We start from the raw sequence: 18,532 nt of genomic DNA, 5'->3' as shown, positions 1-18,532 counted from the left end.
GGTAGGGTGTATCGCTTATTCAGGATTATTATACTATCTTTGTGACAAAAACTAAGCCCCATGAAAAAAATTAAACTAGGACTCCTTGCCCGCATCATCCTAGCTATCGCTCTGGGTATTGGTGCAGGTACAGTTTCGCCGGCACTTCCGGTACGCATTTTTGTGACATTCAACGCGCTTTTCAGCCAGTTTCTGAACTTCATCATTCCCCTGATTATTGTAGGACTGGTCACCCCGGCCATCGCCGACATCGGGAAAGGAGCCGGAAAAATGCTGGTAGCCACCGTGTTGCTGGCTTACGGAGCCACCCTGTTTTCCGGATTTCTTTCATTCGGCGTGGGAGAGACCTTCTTCCCCAGCCTCATCACCCGAAACATTCCACTATCGGAAATCAGTGAGGCACAAGGAACTACCCCATTCTTCACCGTAGCCATACCCGAACCGCTCAACGTTATGACCGCACTCGTCATGGCCTTCACCCTCGGACTCGGACTGGCTCATCTGGATACCACCTACCTGAAAAACGTCTGCAACGATTTCAAGGAAATTATCGTCAAGACCATACAAGCCGTGATACTTCCCCTGTTGCCGATTTATATCTTCGGCATTTTCTTCAACATGACTCACTCCGGACAAGTGTTCCACGTACTGGCAGTGTTTATCAAGATTATCGGCATCATCTTCCTCCTGCACATCTTCCTGCTGATTTTCCAATACTGCATCGCGGGACTGTTTGTACGCAAGAATCCATTCCGTCTGCTGGCAAGAATGATGCCGGCCTATTTCACCGCCTTAGGAACCCAGTCGTCTGCCGCCACCATTCCTGTGACCCTGAAACAGACCATACAAAACGGTGTACGCGAAGGGATTGCCGGATTTGTCATCCCCTTGTGTGCCACCATCCACCTGTCGGGAAGTACCATGAAGATTGTGGCCTGCGCCCTGGCCCTGATGATGATGCAGGATATTCCCTACGATTTCCAGATGTTTGCCGGATTTATCTTTATGTTGGGAATCACCATGGTAGCCGCCCCGGGTGTACCGGGAGGAGCCATTATGGCCTCGCTCGGCATCTTGTCGTCCATGCTGGGGTTTGACGAAAACGCGCAAGCCCTGATGATTGCCCTCTACATCGCCATGGACAGTTTCGGTACGGCCTGCAACGTAACGGGCGACGGAGCCTTGGCACTGCTCATTGACAAGTGGTTCGGGAATTCAACAACGAATACGTCCAGTACATCCCATCAAGACTGACCGTAAGCCTACATCCTACAATTCAGCGACTTACGAAGAACAGACAATCGCTTTATCACATGTCCAAGAGCTATAACTGTAGTTATAATTCCTATTTTATAATGCCACAATCCAAGTGGAGAGTTTGCCCCATTTATACCCAATAGTGCAAGACCCGTAACGGATAGCAATAAAAATATGACAGACAGGACAACTGTAACTTTACTCTTTCTGCCTATTCCTTTTTGCATAATTCCTTTATACCATCCCCGATGCGTGACCACGTGGAATATTATGGCAACAAAAAATAAGACACTACCCAAAACATGAAAAACAGCCCAGTTATGCCAAATTACATGACTGCCACCATGTCCGGCCACATGCAAACCAAATCCTGAAATGGCAGATACGATAAATACAACAATCAATATCCAATCTATTACAAAAATTCTTTTCATACGTTTCCGTTTTGATTACGTGACAAAAATCGCTACTTTACCGGAAATGAATGATAACAATTGTAAAGAAATGGAGTTTAACGACGATTTCTAATACGGGACAGTGAAACAGGCGTAATACCAAGATAAGAAGCGATATAATGTAGCGGTACCCGTTGGACAATAGTAGGGTATTCCTTCAACAATTCTTCGTATCTCTGTTGTGGCGTATTCTTGATACGGGACAAAAACAAGTGCTGGTAAAGGCTGAATCGCTCTATAATTTTCTCCTCGTATAGCAGTCTCAAGGCAGGATCACTTTCTATTTTATGATAGAAATCTTCTTTTTTAATTGACACGACCTCAGACGGCTCAATACTTTCTAATGAGAACAAGCTGGGTGTACCTTTATACAGACTATCAAATGAGGACACAAAATCACCTTCAAAAAAGAATTGAAAAGTTATATCCTTTCCTTCATTGTAGAAAAATAATCTTAGACATCCTTTGCGGATAAGGTATATCTCATTCGCAATCTTACCCTCTTCCAATAATACCGTTTTAGACGGAATGGATAGGGCTTCAATTTCTTTTACATTAAAAATATATTATCTGACATTTCTTTCATCAAATCTGTTTTACATATGATATTTACTGTTCTCTAAATTCGGCCGGCAGACAGCCCACATACCGCTTGAAGAACTTGATGAAATAAGACGGGTCCTCGAAGCCAAGCTGAAAGGCGATTTCCTTCACTTTCAGGCTGGAATGAAGCAACTGGCGCTTGGCTTCCAGTACAATGCGATCGTTTATGAGCGCAAGCGGTGTGCTGTGCGAACTTTCATACACGCAATTAGTCAGCGTCTTGGTGGACACGTTCAGGTGGGCGGCATATTCCTTCACCGTATGCATCGAGCGGTAATGATGTTCCAACGACTGGCGGAAGCGGACGAAGGTGCGGTTGGCGGCATTGTTGATACACAGTGGTAGCCCGTGTCCCCTTTCTCCTGTCCGCTGCACGTAAATCAACAACATCTTGATGAGGTACTTCAATAAATCGCTGTGCGCAAAAAGTCCCTCATTGCGTATTTCTTCCTCCATTTCATTTACGAGAAGTGCCAGTTTCCCTGCGTTCTCCCGGCGGATGAGATAGTAGGGCGAAGCGTCGAACGCATTGAACACATTGTATTTCAGAAAGACGTTCTCGCTACTTCCCTCGTCCGATAGGAAACTTTCATTAAAATGTATAACAACGCCTTCCACCTGTCTGCCAGTCTCGAAGTAATGGATTTGCCCGGGGGAGATGAAAAACATCGTGTTGTCCGCCACCGGATATTCCTTGAAATCCACATAATGCACGCCCGTCCCTTTCCGGAACCATATTATCTGATAAAAACTGTGTATGTGCGCCTCGTAAGGGTGAGAACCGTTTTCGGCAAAAAGCCGGGAAAGTTCCGTCATCTCAAACTGCATCTGCGAGACGGAATCTAAATCGTATTGGGTGAACACTTCTCTTTTCATACTCCTGTACGTTAATTTTCTATGTGCAAAGGTAACATATTAAGTTTTTCAATAGGAAAAAACGAAAAGAAATAGGGTAAATTTGGGAAGACAGATAACGTCTTTATATTTTGATGCCTGAATTTACCATTCATTTTCCCAAATGGACACCGCACGTATGCCTGCTGCAAGCTAACTTTGCAGTGTCTAATAAAAAAACAAAAGATATGGCAACAGAAAAGAAGACAGGTGCATTCCTGCAAATCACCATGAACATCAAAGAAAGCGACCGCACGGCAGCCGCAGCAGTGTACAACAAATATCGCCAGCCGTTCTTGGACGGCATCCACGGGGCGACTAGCAAGCAGCTTCTTGTGCGCGAGAATGATGTACAGGTGCTCCACGGGTTCGTTTCCGCAGCTGACGCCGAGAACTACCTGAAGTCTGACTTGTTCACACAAGATGTGTTCGTAGAGTTGAAGCCTTACTTCCAGAGTGACCCGAACGTAAGAATCTACAGTGTGGTAGGTTGAGTCTGAAGCAAAACAAAAACGAACTGAAGGCAGCTACATATTGAGAGTGTCTGTCTTCGGTTTGTCCTCCGTTAAAACGCTCAATATTATAAACTTATCTTCTTCCCCTATTGTAAAAATATCGGTTTCTTCCTTATTGATGTGAATAGTTTATCAGACTGTTCTTTGAACCACTCGGTAAGGACTTTCGGTAATGCTGCGCAGAACGCCGCAAAATGAAACATTCTGCAATTTTCTCCGAACCCTCTAATAATCAAATTCTGTTGTATTAATCTGGTGTAATTCAGCGGTTATTCCAGAGATTTTCCGTAAGTTTGTTATCAGCTCAAGCTAAAAAACATACTTATGAAAAAGAATCCTTACAAAGAGGCTCCGGCCAGTTTTTCCATCTGCTTACATACTGACTGTACCTGCGCTTCCAATTGCCTGCGCCAGCTTGCCTATCCGGTACTGCTGGAACGGGAGGCATTCCTGCACCTGGCCAATCCCGCACGATGCACCAAAGATACTTCCTGCCCGTACTACCGCGATGCCACTCCGGTGACCTACATGCGCGGTTTCAGCCAAATGAAAAAGCAAATGTACCCCGACCAATACCAGAAATTCATGAATATCCTGATTGCCCACTTCGGACGAAATCCTTATTTTGAAAGAAGAAGAGGGGAAAGAAAACTGCCTCCCAAGGAACAGGAAATCATCCGCAAGGCCTTGAAGCAGGCTGGAGTGACAGACAACTTGGAATTCGACCTGAAGGAAGACGAACTCAACTGGTACGATTAGCCAGTACTTCCCCGAAAGTACTGCAGTACTGGCAGGAAAGTACCCCAGTACTGCAAAGGAAGTACTGCGGTACTCCTTAGGCAGTACTCGCAAAGCATAATAATTCTGTTTATCAATCTAATAAAAAAGCACAAGAAAGGCCTGCCAATGTAAAAAACGAGGCAGACCTTTCTTGCATTTATTTCATACCACGTGCCTTGAAAATCCGCTCCTTCGCATCATTGATGCGCTGGAGTTTTTCTTCGGCAGCTTTCCGGATGTCTTCCCCCAACGTAGCCACGCGGTCAGGATGATGCTTCAACACGAGACTGCGATAAGCCTTGCGTACTTCTTCGTCCGAAGCGGTAGGTTCGATTTCCAGCACCTTGTAGGCATCCTCCAGTGAATTGCCCTTCAGGTTCAGCATGGAATCCACTTCCTGTAAAGACAACTGCATGGACTGAGCTACTTCCTTCAGCGCGTCAATCTCTGCCTGACACACATTGCCGTCACTCTGGGCAATCTTTACCAAGAAATCGAGCAACTGCAGACGCTGTTCATAGGTCAAATTGGCAGCAATCTGCGCCCCACATTCCCGGATGGTACGACGAAACGCAGAAGGGTCATTCCGCTCCATCTGCTTGCGCTGTTCAAACAGATTCAGCAAAATACGTTCACCCTCGTCCACTGCATTGACACCAAAATTAACCCGCAGGAACTGACGTACAAATTCCATCTCACTGTGCATGATGCGACCGTCTGCACGAATAATATACGAAGCCATGACCAGCATGGAGAACAAGAAACTGTTACGCTGCCCGGCATAAATATCCTCCTGCGTATAAGTTCCGGAAGTCTCTCCCATTTCATTCTGTGCAGCCACACTTTTGTCAAACAAAGAGCCGATGGCAAATCCCGCCAAGGCCCCCAGAGGTCCCATGGTCATGAATCCCATGATTCCCCCAATCCATTTTCCGTATCCCATAAACGATTGATTCTATTATTCTACTATCTTAAAACAATGTACACACTTCTGCCTGGCTCACTTTAATCAAATCGGCCGGAGCCAGCTTCACCTGCAACCCTCTCACTCCTGCACTGACGTAGATATAAGGAAAATCATTGCAAGTGTGATGGATGTAAGTGGGGAAATGTTTCTTCATTCCGATGGGAGAGCATCCCCCACGGATGTACCCCGTAAGCGGAAGCAGTTCTTTCATGGGTATCAAGTCGCATTTCTTGTTTCCGGAAATCTTGGCCGCCATTTTCAGGTCGATTTCATGTTCCCCCGGAACCACACAAACAAAATAGCCCGATTTATCTCCCTGCAAAACCAGTGTTTTGAACACCTGTTCGATATTCTCTCCCAATGTGGCAGCCACATGCACACAACTCAAGTCGTTCTCGTCGACCTCGTATGGAACCAGTTCGTATTTCACCTTGTCCCGATCCAACAGACGGGCTGCATTGGTCTTTGCAATCTTATCTTTTGCCATCTTTAATCACTCCTTTCAATTCTTCCTTCAAAAATCCTGATGTATATCCTTTACCCGATTCGGCCACCTCTTCCGGAGTGCCGCAAACCAGCAACTGGCCTCCTCCCTTTCCGCCTTCGGGGCCCATATCAATAATATAGTCTGCCATTTTAATGACATCCAGATTATGCTCTATCACGATAACCGTATTTCCTTTGTCCACCAAACGGTTCAGCACATTCATCAACACCCGAATATCCTCAAAGTGTAATCCGGTGGTAGGTTCATCCAGAATATATACGGTCTTTCCCGTGTCCCTTTTCGACAGTTCCGTAGCCAGTTTCACGCGCTGGCTTTCCCCTCCCGACAAGGTCGTGGAAGGTTGCCCCAACTTGATATAACCGAGTCCTACTTCCTGCAACACCTTGATTTTATTCAGAATCTGCGGTACATTCTCGAAAAATTCCACCGCACGGTTGATGGTCATATCCAACACATCGGCAATGGACTTTCCCTTGTAGCGCACTTCCAGCGTCTCGCGGTTGTAGCGCTTGCCATGACACACCTCACACGGCACCAGCACATCCGGCAGGAAATTCATCTCGATAGTCTTGTAACCGTTCCCGCCGCAAGCCTCACATCGTCCGCCCGACACATTAAACGAGAAACGCCCGGCCTTATAGCCACGAATCTTCGCCTCCGGAAGGCCGACAAACAGATTACGGATATCAGAAAACACGCCCGTATACGTTGCCGGATTGGAACGGGGCGTTCTTCCCAGCGGAGACTGGTCCACATTCACCACTTTATCAATGTATTCCAAACCCTCAATGCGGTCATACGGCAAGGGGTCTTGCAACGAACGGTAGAAATACTGGGATAGAATCGGCTGCAACGTATCGTTGACCAACGTAGACTTTCCACTACCGGAAACGCCTGTCACGCAAATCAGCTTGCCCAATGGGAACTCCACATCATCCCCTTTCAGGTTGTTGCCACGGGCTCCCCGTAGAATCAAAGAATACCCATTGCCCTTTCTCCGCTCCGCCGGCACTTCAATGCTCATCTTCCCGTTCAAATATTGTGAGGTCAGCGTATCGGTTTTCAGCATTTCTGCCGGAGTACCGGAAAAGACTACCTCTCCTCCCAACCGACCGGCTTTCGGCCCCATGTCTACAATGTAGTCTGCGGCCAGCATCATATCCTTGTCATGCTCCACCACTATCACAGTATTTCCCAAATCCCGCAGTTCTTTCAAGGAATTGATTAACCGGATATTGTCACGCTGATGCAACCCGATGCTGGGTTCATCCAAGATATACAGCACATTGACCAACTGGGAACCAATCTGAGTGGCCAGACGGATACGCTGACTCTCTCCGCCCGACAAAGTGACCGAAGAACGGTTCAGAGAAAGATAATCCAGTCCCACATCCAGCAAGAACTTCAAGCGGGTACGTATTTCCTTCAAGATTTCCGTCGCAATCAGACGTTGCTTTTCTTCCAGAAAATCCTCCACATGACACACCCAGTCATACAGTTCACTGATATCCATGGTGGCCAGCTCGTAAATATTCTTGTCATGAATACGGAAATGCAAAGCCTCCTTGTTCAGACGTGCCCCTTTACATTCCGGACACACATCCGTCTTGGCAAACTGTTCCGCCCATTTCTGTGCGGTAGCCGAAGCCTCCTTTTCCTGCATCATCTGGATATACTTGACAATACCTTCATACACCACAAAATAATCGGAAGTGGTATGAATCAATGTACTCTTGATTTTCAGACGCTCATCGCATCCGTACAGGATTTCATTGATGGCATCTTCCGGCAATTCACTTACCGGAGTTTTCAGCGTGGCCTCATAACGTTCCAACAAGGCTTCCAGCTGCCAGAAAATCATCACATTCTTGTATTTTCCCAACGGGGCGACTGCTCCTTCATAGACAGACAACGAACGGTCGGGAATCACCTTGTCCTCGTCAATCAAATTGACATACCCCAATCCCTTACAACGCGGACATGCTCCCTGTGGCGAATTGAACGAAAAATTATGCGGTGCAGGTTCCTTATAGGACAATCCTGTCACCGGACACATCAGTCGCTTACTATAGTGGCGTACACTCTCGGTCTGTGCATCCAATATCATAAGGAGGCCGTCGCCCTGCTGCATGGCCGTAGACACACTTTGCTTCAACCGGCTGTCTTCCTTGTCCGTCACCACCGTTTTATCAATCACCACCTCAATGTCATGGTTCTTGTAGCGGTCCAGTTTCATACCGTGAACAATCTCCTTAATCTCACCGTCCACCCGTACATAAAGGTAACCCTTCTTGCGCACCTGCTCGAACAACTCCTTATAATGTCCTTTACGTGTCCGCACCAAAGGAGCCAGAATAAAAATTCGTTTTCCCTTATAATCCCGGTGAATCAAATCCAGAATCTGCTCTTCGGTGTACTTCACCATCTTCTCTCCCGACAGATACGAATAAGCCGTGCCTGCCCGCGCGAACAACAAACGCAGATAATCATATATTTCCGTAGTGGTTCCTACCGTAGAACGTGGATTCTTATTGGTCGTCTTCTGCTCGATGGAAATCACCGGACTCAGTCCCGTAATCTTATCCACATCCGGACGTTCCATTCCCCCCAGGAAATTACGGGCATACGCCGAAAAGGTCTCTATGTAACGCCGCTGCCCTTCCACAAACAAGGTGTCGAAGGCCAAGGACGATTTTCCACTTCCACTTAATCCGGTTATCACCGTCAAACTATCACGGGGAATTTCTACATCTATATTTTTCAAGTTGTGTACCCGGGCTCCCTGCACACAAATCGTTTCAGTTCCTTCAGTCATATAATCCTTCAATGATATCTTTGCAAAGATAGAGATATTTACTTTTCCATTTTCATCCTACAATGCAATTTTTTTTGTACTTTTGCCACTCAACAAATCATATAAATGACCATGAGATTCTTTCAAATAGCGTGTCTTGTACTGGCATTCACCATTGGAAGTGCCATAACGGCCCTCCACGCACAAAACGGGAACAATAATTATTTTCTACATACAGTAAGTAAGGGACAAAGCCTTTATTCCATAGCAAGCATGTATCATGTGACAGTAGACGACATTGTACGCCTGAATCCGGGAAGCGACAAACAAATCCGGGCCGGTGAATCTCTGAAGATACCACAGGCAAGCCATACTTCTTCCGGCGAAAACGGCACTTTTCATACCATACAAGCAGGAGAAACGTTGTATCAGCTGACCGTAAAGTACAATGTCAGTGCACAGGCTATCTGTGATGCCAACCCGGGACTGAGCGCCAGCAATTTCCGAATCGGACAAGTCATTTCCATTCCGACAGGAAATCCTGCGGCTCCTGTTTCCAAGCCGGCCGAAACTCACCCCACAACTACTCCAGCCACATCCCAAAAAGACTGGAAAGAAATGCACAAGGTAGAACGGAAAGAAACGATTTTCAGCATCTGCCAAGAATATGGAATAACCCAAGAAGACCTTCTGGCACTGAATCCAGAACTGAAAAACGGGAAACTGAAGAAAGGGATGTTCCTCTTTATTCCTTATCCGAAAAACAGTCGGCCCAACAAACAAACAGTTGCGACGCCTGTCACCATCCCGTCCAACGAAGAACTTTTCAATCAAAGTAAGACAGCGCCCAAAAATTTAAGAACAATCCAAGCCGCTGTCATGCTTCCGTTTACAACTGCCAACAATGCCAAAGCCGAAGAGCAAAGCCGGATGATAGAATACTACGAAGGGTTTCTACTGGCTGTGGACAGTCTGAAACGGCAGGGAGTATCCATCAATCTGTACACTTACGACACCAAAGGAAGCGGAAACACCATTTCCAGTATCTTGAATAAACCGGAGATGCAAGACATGGATATTATTTTCGGTCCTGTCCATACAAACCAAATAGGACAGTTATCCGACTTTGCCAAACGTCACAAAATACGTTTGGTCATTCCTTTTGCACCTAAAGTGGATCAGGTCTTCACCAACCCGATGATTTATCAAATCAACACTCCTCAGTCTTATTTCTATTCAGAAGTCTATGAACACTTTCTGCGAAAATTCAGCCGGTCGAACATTGTTTTCATAGACATAGCCAATGGAGACAATGACAAGACAGAATTTATCAACGGACTCAAGAATGAACTGAAAGACAACCGTGTGAAGTTTAAACAAATTCAGTTAGGAGCCACTCTTACCCCGGAAAAAGTGATTGCAGCCATGGATACACTTCGGGAAAACATCTTCATTCCAACCTCCGGACGGAGCAGTGCCCTGACCAGAATCATTCCACAACTGAGCAATGTGTTGCGTGCACACCCTGCTTTCAACATGCATTTGTTCGGCTATCCGGAATGGCAGACCTACACGCAGGAACATCTGGCCAGCTTCTATGAACTGGACACGTATTTCTATTCGTCCTTCTATACCAACAACCTGTTCCCGGAAGCGGTACGCTTTACCCAAAACTACCGCCGCTGGTATAGCAAAGACATGGCCAACATCTTCCCCAAATACGGCATGTTGGGCTTTGACACGGGATATTTCTTCCTGAAAGGCCTTTCGCAACAGGGCAACAAACTGGAAGAGAATCTGGATAAAGTCCATGTCACCCCTATCCAGACCGGATTCAAGTTTGAAAGAGTCAACAACTGGGGAGGATTCATCAACCAGAAAGTCTTTTTTGTACACCTGACCAAGAACTACGAACTGATCAAACTTGATTTTGAATAAGATGAAAAGATACCGACAAATCCTATTTATATGCGGTCTGCTCTGCCTGCTTCCGCAATTCATCCATGCCCAGCTACAAGACGAACGGCATAATCTTTCTGTGGGAATCAACGGAGGAATCAACCTGAACTCTGTCAGCTTTACTCCCAGCATCAAGCAGACCAACTTCATTGCTCCGGAATTCGGACTCACCATCCGCTATATCTCCGAAAAATATTTCAAGATGATTTGTGGTATCCAAGGCGAAATCAACTTCTCCCAACGAGGATGGAAAGAGGTTATAGAGGATGGCAGTAACAACACCTACCACCGGGCCATGAACTACATAGAAATTCCTCTGCTGGCCCATCTTGCCTTCGGAAAAGACCAAGGTAACGGAGCCCGATTCATCTTGAACCTCGGCCCTCAGGTCGGATTTCTGATAAGTGAAAAAGAATTCTATAGTGACCCCTCCACCTGGAATACGTCCAACCGTCCGCAAGGTACCGATGAACAATATGGAAAATTTGCTGACCGGAAATTCGACTACGGAATTGTAGGAGGCGGAGGCGTGGAAATACGCACCGGTATCGGACATTTCCTGCTGGAAGCCCGCTACTATTTCGGGCTGAGCGACTTTTATAACAACAGTAAAAAAGACTATTTTTCACGTTCCGCACATTCTTATATTGGCGGACGTCTCACCTATTTATTTGACTTGAAAAAATAACCCGTATGATCAAACTGATATCTTGGAACGTAAACGGACTGCGTGCCTGCTGCGACAAAGGTTTCCGCGATGTATTCAACCAGCTTGATGCCGATTTCTTCTGCCTGCAAGAAACTAAAATGCAGGAAGGGCAGCTTGACCTTTCTTTCGAAGGCTACACTTCCTACTGGAACTATGCCGAGAAGAAAGGCTATTCCGGCACGGCTATTTTTACCCGTCACCAACCCCTACAAGTGACTTATGGTCTGGGAATTGACGAACACGACCATGAAGGCCGTGTCATTACTTTGGAAATGGAAAAATTTTTCCTGGTAACGGTCTATACCCCCAATTCGCAGGACGGACTGAAACGCCTGGACTACCGCATGACTTGGGACGATGACTTCCGGGCATATTTACAAAAACTCGACCAAATAAAACCGGTACTGGTATGCGGCGACTTGAATGTGGCCCATAAGGAAATTGACCTGAAGAATCCCAAAACCAACCGGATGAACGCCGGATTTACCGATCAGGAACGCGAGAAATTCCAGCAGCTGCTGGATGCCGGATTCGTCGATACCTTCCGTCATTTCTATCCCGACCAGACCAACATCTACTCTTGGTGGTCTTACCGTTTTAAGGCACGCGAAAAGAATGCCGGGTGGCGTATCGATTATTTTCTGGCCTCGGCCAGCCTTTCCGACAAATTGAAGGGAGCTAAAATACATACCGAAATATTCGGTTCTGACCACTGCCCTGTGGAAGTCACTGTCGAAATTTAAGTTTTATGAGATGAAGAACGAAGGATTCACTTTACGAAAACGGTTGCGGAGCTTTAAGTTTGCCGGCAACGGCATCCGTCTGCTCATTGCCCATGAACACAATGCGTGGATTCATTGTTTTGCCGCTGTATGTGTCACGATAGCCGGATGGCTCATCGGGCTATCATCCATCGAATGGATTGCCATTGTATTCGCCATCGCCATGGTATTGGCGGCAGAAGCCGTCAATTCTTCCATCGAGGCACTGGCCGACTTGGTTTCTCCCGGTTACAACGAAGCCATCAAACGTACCAAAGACCTGGCTGCCGGAGCCGTATTGATTCTGGCTATCGGTGCTGCTATCGTCGGGCTCATCATCTTCGTTCCTAAAATTCTTCTTTTGTTATGAAACAGCTTATACTTTTCCTGACAGCTCTCTGTCTCACTGTATCCCTTCATGCCCAACAGCTCGAAATCAGTGAATCACGAAAAGCAGTCCGTACTTCCGGCGATATAGGAGCCGTGTTACTGCCCGTAGCCGGACTGACCGCCATTCTAATACAAAAGGATTGGAAAGGATTGCAGCAAGGAGCCTTGGCCGGAATCACCACTCTGGGAGTGACCTACGCACTGAAATATGCGGTCAAGAAGGAACGGCCCGACCATAGCGACAACCATTCGTTCCCCTCCATGCACACCTCCGTTTCTTTTACCGCCGCTTCCTTTATCCAGCGACGCTACGGCTGGAAATGGGGCTTGCCGGCTTATGTCGTATCTACGTATGTAGGCTGGAGCCGGGTGTACGGAAAAAAACATGACTGGTGGGATGTGGCTGCAGGGGCTGCCATCGGTGTAGGAAGTTCCTATATTTTTACCCGTCCGTTCGCCCAGAAACATGATTTGGCAATCAGTCCCATGGCAGGCGACGGATATTGCGGATTCTATGCCTCACTGAAATTTTAAACAAAAAAAACGGAAGTAAGCAACTGGCATGAAGCCGCTCACTTCCGCAATAGCTTTCCTTATAATAAGGTATTAATTGAAATAGTACAAGAAAGTAGCAATACCTTCCAGTGCTTTTTTCTTCTGGTCCTTGATTTCGATAGAGAACTTGATTTCAGCCTTTGCTACTCCGCGCAGATTGACCAATGAATGCAAAGTGGCAACCAGACGTACACTTTGTCCGGACAATACCGCCTGTCCGAATTTCATCTTGTCCATTCCATAGTTCACCATCATTTTCAGATTGTTCACCTCGATAATCTGATTCCACAGATAAGGAAGCAATGAAAGGGTCAGGTAACCATGTACAATCGTACTCTTGTAAGGACTTTCTACCTTTGCACGCTCCGTATCTACATGAATCCACTGATGATCCAGTGTAGCATCGGCAAACTGATTGATACGTTCCTGTGGAATTTCCAGCCAGTCGGATACGCCAATCTGCTGGCCTACCAACTTCTCAAATTCTTCGTAAGAGTTAATAATTACTTTGTCCATACTTATCGTTATTCTTTAAAAAGCATAAAATATAGACAAAGATAAGTATATTTTCTTATTTCTTTCATTTTCCACCCAAAATAAAATAGACTATACTTCACGATAAATAGACTATTTCTCTGATTTACTTAGGTAAAAAATGTATGACACGTCACTCAATACTTCACCATACGTTTCGGAGAGCCATGCCATGAACAACCCAAGCAAAACACTTCTTCCAGATTAAAACCTTCAAGCGATTCACCTTCCTTTTTCGGAACGACTTCTCCCTCTGAAGTCACATACACCAGCCTGCGCTCTTCTGCCGCATTCTTCACATACATTGCCGCTATCTTGCACTGCGGACATACCAATTTCTTCATTTCTTTTCTCTTTTTGATTAACTACAAAAATAAAGGTTTCCGGTGAAACCACCCGAAGCCAGCCTCGTTTTCAACCTCTTCCTGCAACCAAGTTGTTATTATTACACACAGAGTACAAGATAGAAGAAAAGAACTTAACTTCGCAGTCAAAATAAAACAAATTACTTATGTCACATGTTCATTCACACGCCCACGCACATCATCACGTCATAGAATCCGTGGGCACTACACTCATTGTCTGCATTCTGCTAAACCTGCTGTTCGTCATCGTAGAGGCAGGCATCGGATTTGCCTATCATTCACTGGGACTGCTTTCTGACGCCGGCCACAACCTGAGCGACGTGTTCAGTCTCCTGCTTTCACTCTTCGCCATCCGGATGGCCACCCGGAAAGGAAACAGCCACTTCACCTACGGATACAAAAAGAGCACCGTACTGGTCTCGCTGGTCAATGCCGTCATTCTGCTGATTGCCGTGGGGGGTATCCTGATTGAAAGTATCTACAAACTGAAAAGTAGCACCCCTATCTCCGGCGAAGCGATATCATGGACAGCCGGTGTGGGTATACTGATTAATGGGGCTACCGCTCTGCTGCTGATGAAAGGTCAGAAAAACGACTTGAATATCAAAGGTGCCTTCCTGCACATGGCCATGGATACGCTGGTCTCCGTAGGAGTTGTCGTATCGGGCATCCTCATCAGTGTCACACAATGTTACCTCATCGATGCCTTCATCGGTATGGCCATAGCCCTTATCATCCTGATTTCTACCTGGAGACTGCTCAAGGAAAGCCTTTACCTGTGCCTGGATGCCGTACCCGAACAAATCCAGCTGGAAAAACTGGAAACAGCCATCGGACAGACTCCCGGCGTTGACAGCTGGCACCATTTACACATCTGGGCCGTCAGCACCACCGAAAATGCCGCTACTCTTCACATCGTAGTCCGTCATCTTTCGGATATGGAAGCCACCAAACATGAGCTGAAACAGCTCTTCTCCACCTATGGCATTACTCATTCCACCATTGAGTTTGAAACATCGGATGCCCCCTGCTGCGACACCTCGGAAGGATGCTACAAACAAACATCCCACTAAATAAAAAATGCGCCGAGAAGAGTTGTCTCCTTCGGCGCATTTTTTATTTCTTGAAAGAATTATTTCAGTCTTACAAACAATTCTCCGTCCACTTCACTTGTTTCAATCTTATCCTCTCTCAGCAACCAGCCTAATCCAAGAAACAAATCTTTGTCTGCTTTCAATTTAATTTCCTTTTTCAGTTGCTTCTGAGTTTTGCCTTCTGTTTCATTCAGTGCCTCCCAGATTTGTCCGGCAATGACACCCGCTTTTTCTTTTAACATAATCTTTTTGCTTTTATAATTAAACATCCTCAATTGACGTTTTCAAACCGGGAGCAAATTTAACAAAAAACAAGATAAATGCATAAAGAAAAACTAGAAACTTTCATTTTAAAACTGAGAAAAGCGTATCTTATTACAATTTTCCTTCATTTTCCAAGAAATCTCCCCAAATTTTCGCTGCTGTTTCCACCATACGAACACATGGACGCTTGGCATAATACTGCGGAGTACGGGCTTCCGGTGTAGAAACAATAGGTTCTTTTTTAGAAAGTCCCAACAAATCGGCGCAACGAAGTGTCCCACACTCCTCCTTGAACTTCCCGGCCAGTTCCTGTACCAGCTTGTAATTGGCTGACTTTCCTTCGCGGTCGGCTCCGTCCTTGGCACACCGTTCCAACCCGGCCAGCAGGAACATGCCGCAAGCCGCTCCACAAGTTTCACGCATCCGGCCTATCCCCCCGCCAAATGAAGCTGAAATATGTATCGCCTGCTCAAACGTAAACCCATACATATCAGCGTATGCTCCCACCACCGACTGTGAGCAGTTATATCCTTCCTTAAACAGGCTGACTGCCTTTTCTATACGTTCTTCCTTAGTCATACGTCATTCCATTTCATTTTGATACCACATTCACCGGACGACCTTCCATGAAAGCCCTCAGGTTGTTTACTGCAAGATTCATCAGACGGACACGTGCCTCACTGGTAGCCCAGGCCTGATGAGGAGTTATGTAACAATTACGTGCCTTCAGCAACGGGTTGTCGGCACGGGGCGGTTCGGAAGAAAGCACATCCAGACCGGCAGCCGCAATCTTACCCCCGTTCAAGGCATCTGCCAAATCCTGTTCGTTGACCAGTCCGCCACGGCCTGTATTAATCAGAATGGCGGTCGGCTTCATCAGGCTCAGCTTACGGGCATCCACCAGTTCACGGGTGTCTTCTGCCAACGGACAATGCAAGCTCACAATATCGCATTTGCGGAACAGTTCGTCCAGTGAAGGGCATTTATGCACATCCGAAGGAAGTTCCATCGCTGATTTGCTGGTATAGGCATACACATCCAGTCCGAAGCTGACGGCAATGCGGGCTGTGGCCCGGCCGGTATTACCGAAACCGATGATTCCCATCTTCTTCCCGTCGAGTTCATGTAGCGGCGTATCCCAGAAACAAAAGTCCGACTGCCCGCTCCACTTACCGTTCTGCACTTCTTCGGCATAATGTCCCGTCCGCTGTACGATGTTCAGGATATGGGCAAAGGCCATCTGCGCCACCGACTTCGTGCTATATGCCGGAATGTTCGTCACGACCACTCCCCGACGGGATGCCGCTTCGATATCTACAATATTATATCCGGTAGCCAGCACACCGATGTATTTCAAATCCGGCAGTTTTTCAATCGTATCCGCATCCAGTACCACTTTATTGGTGAACAGCACCTCCGCACCGGCAGCACGTTTCAGCACCTCCTTGGGAGCCGTCCGTTCGTACACGGTGAGTTCACCCAATGCTTTCAAATCCTCCCAGGACAAATCGCCCGGGTTCAATGTATATCCGTCTAAAACGACAATCTTCATCTTTTTATCCTCCTTTATTATATTGCTTATTCTTTAAAACGTTCTCCCCATAGTCCAACCATCCGGTCCTTCATTTTCTGCTCTGAAGGATTCTCCTGCGCATGCCACAGACGTTGTGTCCGGATTTCGTCCGGCAGAAAATCCTGCTTTACGAAGTTCCCTTTATATGCATGGGCATACTTATAGTCCTTTCCATAGCCCAACTGTTTCATCAGCTGGGTAGGTGCGTTACGCAAATGAAGCGGTACCGGCAGATTACCCGTTTCGCGCACCAGCTGCAAGGCTGAATTAATGCCTTCATACGCCGAATTGCTCTTCGGGCTCGTGGCCAAATACACCGTAGCCTCCGCCAAGGGAATCCTACCCTCGGGCCAGCCGATTTTCATCACTGCCTCAAAAGCCGCATTGGCCAGCAGCAAGGCATTGGGATTAGCCAGGCCGATATCCTCCGAAGCCGAAATCACCAGGCGGCGGGCAATGAAAGCCGGGTCTTCGCCTCCCTCCACCATCCGGGCCAGCCAGTATAAAGCCCCGTCGGGATCGCTTCCCCGAATCGACTTGATGAAAGCGGAGATAATGTCGTAATGCATTTCCCCCTCCTTGTCGTAGGCCAGCGGGTTTTGTTGCAGGCAAGCCACTACCTTCTCATCCGTAATGACTACCGGGTCCTCACCTTCCGACTCGATGACCAGCTCCAGGATGTTCAACAACTTGCGGGCATCGCCTCCCGAATAACGAAGCATGGCATCCGTCTCCTTCAGCTCCACCTTCCGTTCCTTCAGCACCGCATCCTTTTCCAGGGCATGATGCACCAGTTCCAGCAAATCGTCCTTGTCCAGCGACTTCAACACATACAGTTGGCAGCGCGACAACAACGGACGGATGACCTCGAACGAAGGATTCTCCGTGGTGGCGCCAATCAGCGTCACCGTACCCGTTTCGACCGCCCCCAGCAAGGAATCCTGCTGCGACTTGCTGAAACGATGGATTTCATCAATAAACAGAATAGGACTCTGCTGCGAGAAAAAACGGTTGGCCTTGGCCTTCTCAATCACCTCGCGCACCTCCTTCACTCCCGAAGTCACCGCACTCAGCGTATAAAAAGGTACTTCCAGCCGGTTGGCCACAATCTGTGCCAGTGTGGTTTTCCCCACTCCCGGAGGTCCCCACAGAATAAACGAAGAAATCCGCCCCGCCTCAATCATCCTGCGCAACACGGCTCCTTCGCCCACCAGGTGTTTCTGACCTATATATTCATCCAGCGTCTTCGGACGCATCCTTTCAGCCAATGGTTGTGCCATATTTATGATTCAATTAAATATTGTTCAAAGTTACAGAAAGTTTCCGACAAATCCGCAAACAAAACTTTTTCCACTACCTTAAAAAAACTGCACCGAAACAAAAATGAAACAGAAACGTAAGGACAAAAAAAAAGGCGCTTTTCACAAAGGGCCTTTTTAAGTTTTCAATAGGTATTAGTTTTTTTTCTTAAGGTAAAAAGATTGTTTTCAGGATAACGGCACAAAGATGCGGCGTTTTTTTCAGGTAACCAAATAAAAAAACATGTCATAAAACA

The 18,532-nt window shown here is 46.8% G+C and carries 21 protein-coding genes; 9 read left to right on the top strand and 12 right to left on the bottom strand.

Annotated elements, in window-relative coordinates; genetic code table 11:
- Positions 1 to 60: 60 nt before the first annotated feature.
- Positions 61 to 1,254, top strand: coding sequence for a dicarboxylate/amino acid:cation symporter (locus OIM59_RS02385; RefSeq protein ID WP_299173988.1), 1,194 nt, complete (start codon positions 61 to 63; stop codon positions 1,252 to 1,254).
- Positions 1,255 to 1,262: 8 nt separating this feature from the next.
- Here the strand turns inward: OIM59_RS02385 and OIM59_RS02380 are convergent, their stop codons facing one another.
- The 3 genes from OIM59_RS02380 to OIM59_RS02370 all read right to left on the bottom strand — a co-directional run bounded on the left by OIM59_RS02380 (position 1,263) and on the right by OIM59_RS02370 (position 3,191).
- A complete protein-coding gene (locus OIM59_RS02380; protein WP_299173991.1) occupies positions 1,263 to 1,691 on the bottom strand; it encodes a DUF4405 domain-containing protein in 429 nt (142 codons plus the stop codon).
- A 77-nt stretch (positions 1,692 to 1,768) separates the two neighbouring features.
- Positions 1,769 to 2,221, bottom strand: a complete 453-nt coding sequence (locus OIM59_RS02375) for a Crp/Fnr family transcriptional regulator (protein ID WP_299173994.1) — start codon at positions 2,219 to 2,221, stop codon at positions 1,769 to 1,771.
- A 100-nt stretch (positions 2,222 to 2,321) separates the two neighbouring features.
- On the bottom strand, positions 2,322 to 3,191 hold the full coding sequence (locus OIM59_RS02370) for a helix-turn-helix domain-containing protein (RefSeq protein WP_299173996.1): 870 nt from the start codon (positions 3,189 to 3,191) through the stop codon (positions 2,322 to 2,324).
- A 206-nt stretch (positions 3,192 to 3,397) separates the two neighbouring features.
- Here OIM59_RS02370 and OIM59_RS02365 point away from each other — a divergent pair, with 206 nt between their 5' ends.
- Positions 3,398 to 3,703 carry a hypothetical protein gene (locus tag OIM59_RS02365; RefSeq protein WP_299173999.1) on the top strand — a complete coding sequence of 102 codons (306 nt, stop codon included), beginning with the start codon at positions 3,398 to 3,400 and terminating at the stop codon, positions 3,701 to 3,703.
- Positions 3,704 to 4,048: 345 nt separating this feature from the next.
- Positions 4,049 to 4,483, top strand: a complete 435-nt coding sequence (locus OIM59_RS02360) for a DUF6078 family protein (protein WP_299174002.1) — start codon at positions 4,049 to 4,051, stop codon at positions 4,481 to 4,483.
- 178 nt (positions 4,484 to 4,661) lie between these two features.
- Here the strand turns inward: OIM59_RS02360 and OIM59_RS02355 are convergent, their stop codons facing one another.
- Genes OIM59_RS02355 through uvrA form a run of 3 tightly spaced genes read right to left on the bottom strand, consistent with a single transcriptional unit; the run spans position 4,662 to position 8,794 of the window.
- Positions 4,662 to 5,447, bottom strand: coding sequence for a TerB family tellurite resistance protein (locus OIM59_RS02355; RefSeq protein WP_299174005.1), 786 nt, complete (start codon positions 5,445 to 5,447; stop codon positions 4,662 to 4,664).
- Positions 5,448 to 5,475: 28 nt separating this feature from the next.
- A complete protein-coding gene (gene ybaK / locus OIM59_RS02350; protein WP_022352787.1) occupies positions 5,476 to 5,958 on the bottom strand; it encodes a Cys-tRNA(Pro) deacylase in 483 nt (160 codons plus the stop codon).
- Positions 5,945 to 8,794, bottom strand: a complete 2,850-nt coding sequence (uvrA, locus tag OIM59_RS02345) for an excinuclease ABC subunit UvrA (protein WP_299174008.1) — start codon at positions 8,792 to 8,794, stop codon at positions 5,945 to 5,947. The genes ybaK and uvrA overlap by 14 nt, the downstream gene beginning before the upstream one ends.
- Positions 8,795 to 8,905: 111 nt before the next feature.
- Between uvrA and OIM59_RS02340 the strand changes: the two genes are divergently transcribed.
- From OIM59_RS02340 to OIM59_RS02320, 5 genes are read left to right on the top strand one after another with little or no spacing between them, the layout of a single operon-like run.
- On the top strand, positions 8,906 to 10,711 hold the full coding sequence (locus tag OIM59_RS02340; protein WP_299174010.1) for a LysM peptidoglycan-binding domain-containing protein: 1,806 nt from the start codon (positions 8,906 to 8,908) through the stop codon (positions 10,709 to 10,711).
- A 1-nt stretch (position 10,712) separates the two neighbouring features.
- Complete coding sequence (locus tag OIM59_RS02335; RefSeq protein WP_299174013.1) at positions 10,713 to 11,420, top strand: porin family protein; 708 nt, start codon at positions 10,713 to 10,715, stop codon at positions 11,418 to 11,420.
- Between the two features lie 5 nt (positions 11,421 to 11,425).
- Positions 11,426 to 12,184 carry an exodeoxyribonuclease III gene (locus tag OIM59_RS02330; protein WP_299174015.1) on the top strand — a complete coding sequence of 253 codons (759 nt, stop codon included), beginning with the start codon at positions 11,426 to 11,428 and terminating at the stop codon, positions 12,182 to 12,184.
- Positions 12,185 to 12,194: 10 nt separating this feature from the next.
- Positions 12,195 to 12,572 carry a diacylglycerol kinase family protein gene (locus tag OIM59_RS02325; protein ID WP_072541907.1) on the top strand — a complete coding sequence of 126 codons (378 nt, stop codon included), beginning with the start codon at positions 12,195 to 12,197 and terminating at the stop codon, positions 12,570 to 12,572.
- Entirely contained in the window at positions 12,569 to 13,126 is a 558-nt protein-coding gene (locus OIM59_RS02320; RefSeq protein WP_072541906.1) for a phosphatase PAP2 family protein, read from the top strand. The genes OIM59_RS02325 and OIM59_RS02320 overlap by 4 nt, the downstream gene beginning before the upstream one ends.
- Before the next feature lie 72 nt (positions 13,127 to 13,198).
- Here OIM59_RS02320 and OIM59_RS02315 read toward each other — a convergent pair whose 3' ends face one another.
- Positions 13,199 to 13,663 (bottom strand): MaoC family dehydratase, encoded by a 465-nt coding sequence (locus tag OIM59_RS02315; protein ID WP_072541905.1) that lies wholly within the window; start codon positions 13,661 to 13,663, stop codon positions 13,199 to 13,201.
- 155 nt (positions 13,664 to 13,818) lie between these two features.
- On the bottom strand, positions 13,819 to 14,025 hold the full coding sequence (locus OIM59_RS02310) for a hypothetical protein (protein ID WP_299174022.1): 207 nt from the start codon (positions 14,023 to 14,025) through the stop codon (positions 13,819 to 13,821).
- Positions 14,026 to 14,192: 167 nt separating this feature from the next.
- Between OIM59_RS02310 and OIM59_RS02305 the strand changes: the two genes are divergently transcribed.
- Positions 14,193 to 15,119, top strand: coding sequence for a cation diffusion facilitator family transporter (locus OIM59_RS02305; protein ID WP_299174025.1), 927 nt, complete (start codon positions 14,193 to 14,195; stop codon positions 15,117 to 15,119).
- 59 nt (positions 15,120 to 15,178) lie between these two features.
- Here the strand turns inward: OIM59_RS02305 and OIM59_RS02300 are convergent, their stop codons facing one another.
- From OIM59_RS02300 to OIM59_RS02285, 4 genes are all read right to left on the bottom strand, one after another.
- Positions 15,179 to 15,382: a winged helix-turn-helix domain-containing protein gene (locus tag OIM59_RS02300; RefSeq protein ID WP_299174028.1), complete on the bottom strand. Its 204-nt coding sequence runs from the start codon at positions 15,380 to 15,382 to the stop codon at positions 15,179 to 15,181.
- A 133-nt stretch (positions 15,383 to 15,515) separates the two neighbouring features.
- The gene (locus OIM59_RS02295) at positions 15,516 to 15,983 is read right to left on the bottom strand and encodes a C-GCAxxG-C-C family protein (protein ID WP_299174031.1); all 468 of its coding nucleotides are present in this window, start codon (positions 15,981 to 15,983) and stop codon (positions 15,516 to 15,518) included.
- A gap of 13 nt (positions 15,984 to 15,996) precedes the next feature.
- Positions 15,997 to 16,956, bottom strand: coding sequence for a D-2-hydroxyacid dehydrogenase (locus OIM59_RS02290; protein WP_299174034.1), 960 nt, complete (start codon positions 16,954 to 16,956; stop codon positions 15,997 to 15,999).
- Positions 16,957 to 16,982: 26 nt separating this feature from the next.
- Complete coding sequence (locus tag OIM59_RS02285; RefSeq protein WP_299174037.1) at positions 16,983 to 18,257, bottom strand: replication-associated recombination protein A; 1,275 nt, start codon at positions 18,255 to 18,257, stop codon at positions 16,983 to 16,985.
- Positions 18,258 to 18,532 lie beyond the last annotated feature (275 nt).

Source organism: Bacteroides mediterraneensis (assembly GCF_025993685.1).
GTDB classification, from domain to species: Bacteria; Bacteroidota; Bacteroidia; order Bacteroidales; family Bacteroidaceae; genus Phocaeicola; species Phocaeicola mediterraneensis_A.
Note: the sequence above shows the minus strand (reverse complement) of the source record. Positions and strands in the feature narration are given on the sequence as shown.

What these genes read in the sequence shown, in the direction of transcription:
- OIM59_RS02385 (WP_299173988.1), top strand. Translation starts at nt 61, where the DNA reads ATGAAAAAAATTAAACTAGGACTCCTTGCCCGCATCATCCTAGCTATC.
- OIM59_RS02380 (WP_299173991.1), bottom strand. Translation starts at nt 1,691, where the DNA reads ATGAAAAGAATTTTTGTAATAGATTGGATATTGATTGTTGTATTTATC.
- OIM59_RS02370 (WP_299173996.1), bottom strand. Translation starts at nt 3,191, where the DNA reads ATGAAAAGAGAAGTGTTCACCCAATACGATTTAGATTCCGTCTCGCAG.
- OIM59_RS02365 (WP_299173999.1), top strand. Translation starts at nt 3,398, where the DNA reads ATGGCAACAGAAAAGAAGACAGGTGCATTCCTGCAAATCACCATGAAC.
- OIM59_RS02360 (WP_299174002.1), top strand. Translation starts at nt 4,049, where the DNA reads ATGAAAAAGAATCCTTACAAAGAGGCTCCGGCCAGTTTTTCCATCTGC.
- OIM59_RS02355 (WP_299174005.1), bottom strand. Translation starts at nt 5,447, where the DNA reads ATGGGATACGGAAAATGGATTGGGGGAATCATGGGATTCATGACCATG.
- ybaK (WP_022352787.1), bottom strand. Translation starts at nt 5,958, where the DNA reads ATGGCAAAAGATAAGATTGCAAAGACCAATGCAGCCCGTCTGTTGGAT.
- uvrA (WP_299174008.1), bottom strand. Translation starts at nt 8,794, where the DNA reads ATGACTGAAGGAACTGAAACGATTTGTGTGCAGGGAGCCCGGGTACAC.
- OIM59_RS02340 (WP_299174010.1), top strand. Translation starts at nt 8,906, where the DNA reads ATGAGATTCTTTCAAATAGCGTGTCTTGTACTGGCATTCACCATTGGA.
- OIM59_RS02335 (WP_299174013.1), top strand. Translation starts at nt 10,713, where the DNA reads ATGAAAAGATACCGACAAATCCTATTTATATGCGGTCTGCTCTGCCTG.
- OIM59_RS02330 (WP_299174015.1), top strand. Translation starts at nt 11,426, where the DNA reads ATGATCAAACTGATATCTTGGAACGTAAACGGACTGCGTGCCTGCTGC.
- OIM59_RS02325 (WP_072541907.1), top strand. Translation starts at nt 12,195, where the DNA reads ATGAAGAACGAAGGATTCACTTTACGAAAACGGTTGCGGAGCTTTAAG.
- OIM59_RS02320 (WP_072541906.1), top strand. Translation starts at nt 12,569, where the DNA reads ATGAAACAGCTTATACTTTTCCTGACAGCTCTCTGTCTCACTGTATCC.
- OIM59_RS02315 (WP_072541905.1), bottom strand. Translation starts at nt 13,663, where the DNA reads ATGGACAAAGTAATTATTAACTCTTACGAAGAATTTGAGAAGTTGGTA.
- OIM59_RS02310 (WP_299174022.1), bottom strand. Translation starts at nt 14,025, where the DNA reads ATGAAGAAATTGGTATGTCCGCAGTGCAAGATAGCGGCAATGTATGTG.
- OIM59_RS02305 (WP_299174025.1), top strand. Translation starts at nt 14,193, where the DNA reads ATGTCACATGTTCATTCACACGCCCACGCACATCATCACGTCATAGAA.
- OIM59_RS02300 (WP_299174028.1), bottom strand. Translation starts at nt 15,382, where the DNA reads ATGTTAAAAGAAAAAGCGGGTGTCATTGCCGGACAAATCTGGGAGGCA.
- OIM59_RS02295 (WP_299174031.1), bottom strand. Translation starts at nt 15,983, where the DNA reads ATGACTAAGGAAGAACGTATAGAAAAGGCAGTCAGCCTGTTTAAGGAA.
- OIM59_RS02290 (WP_299174034.1), bottom strand. Translation starts at nt 16,956, where the DNA reads ATGAAGATTGTCGTTTTAGACGGATATACATTGAACCCGGGCGATTTG.
- OIM59_RS02285 (WP_299174037.1), bottom strand. Translation starts at nt 18,257, where the DNA reads ATGGCACAACCATTGGCTGAAAGGATGCGTCCGAAGACGCTGGATGAA.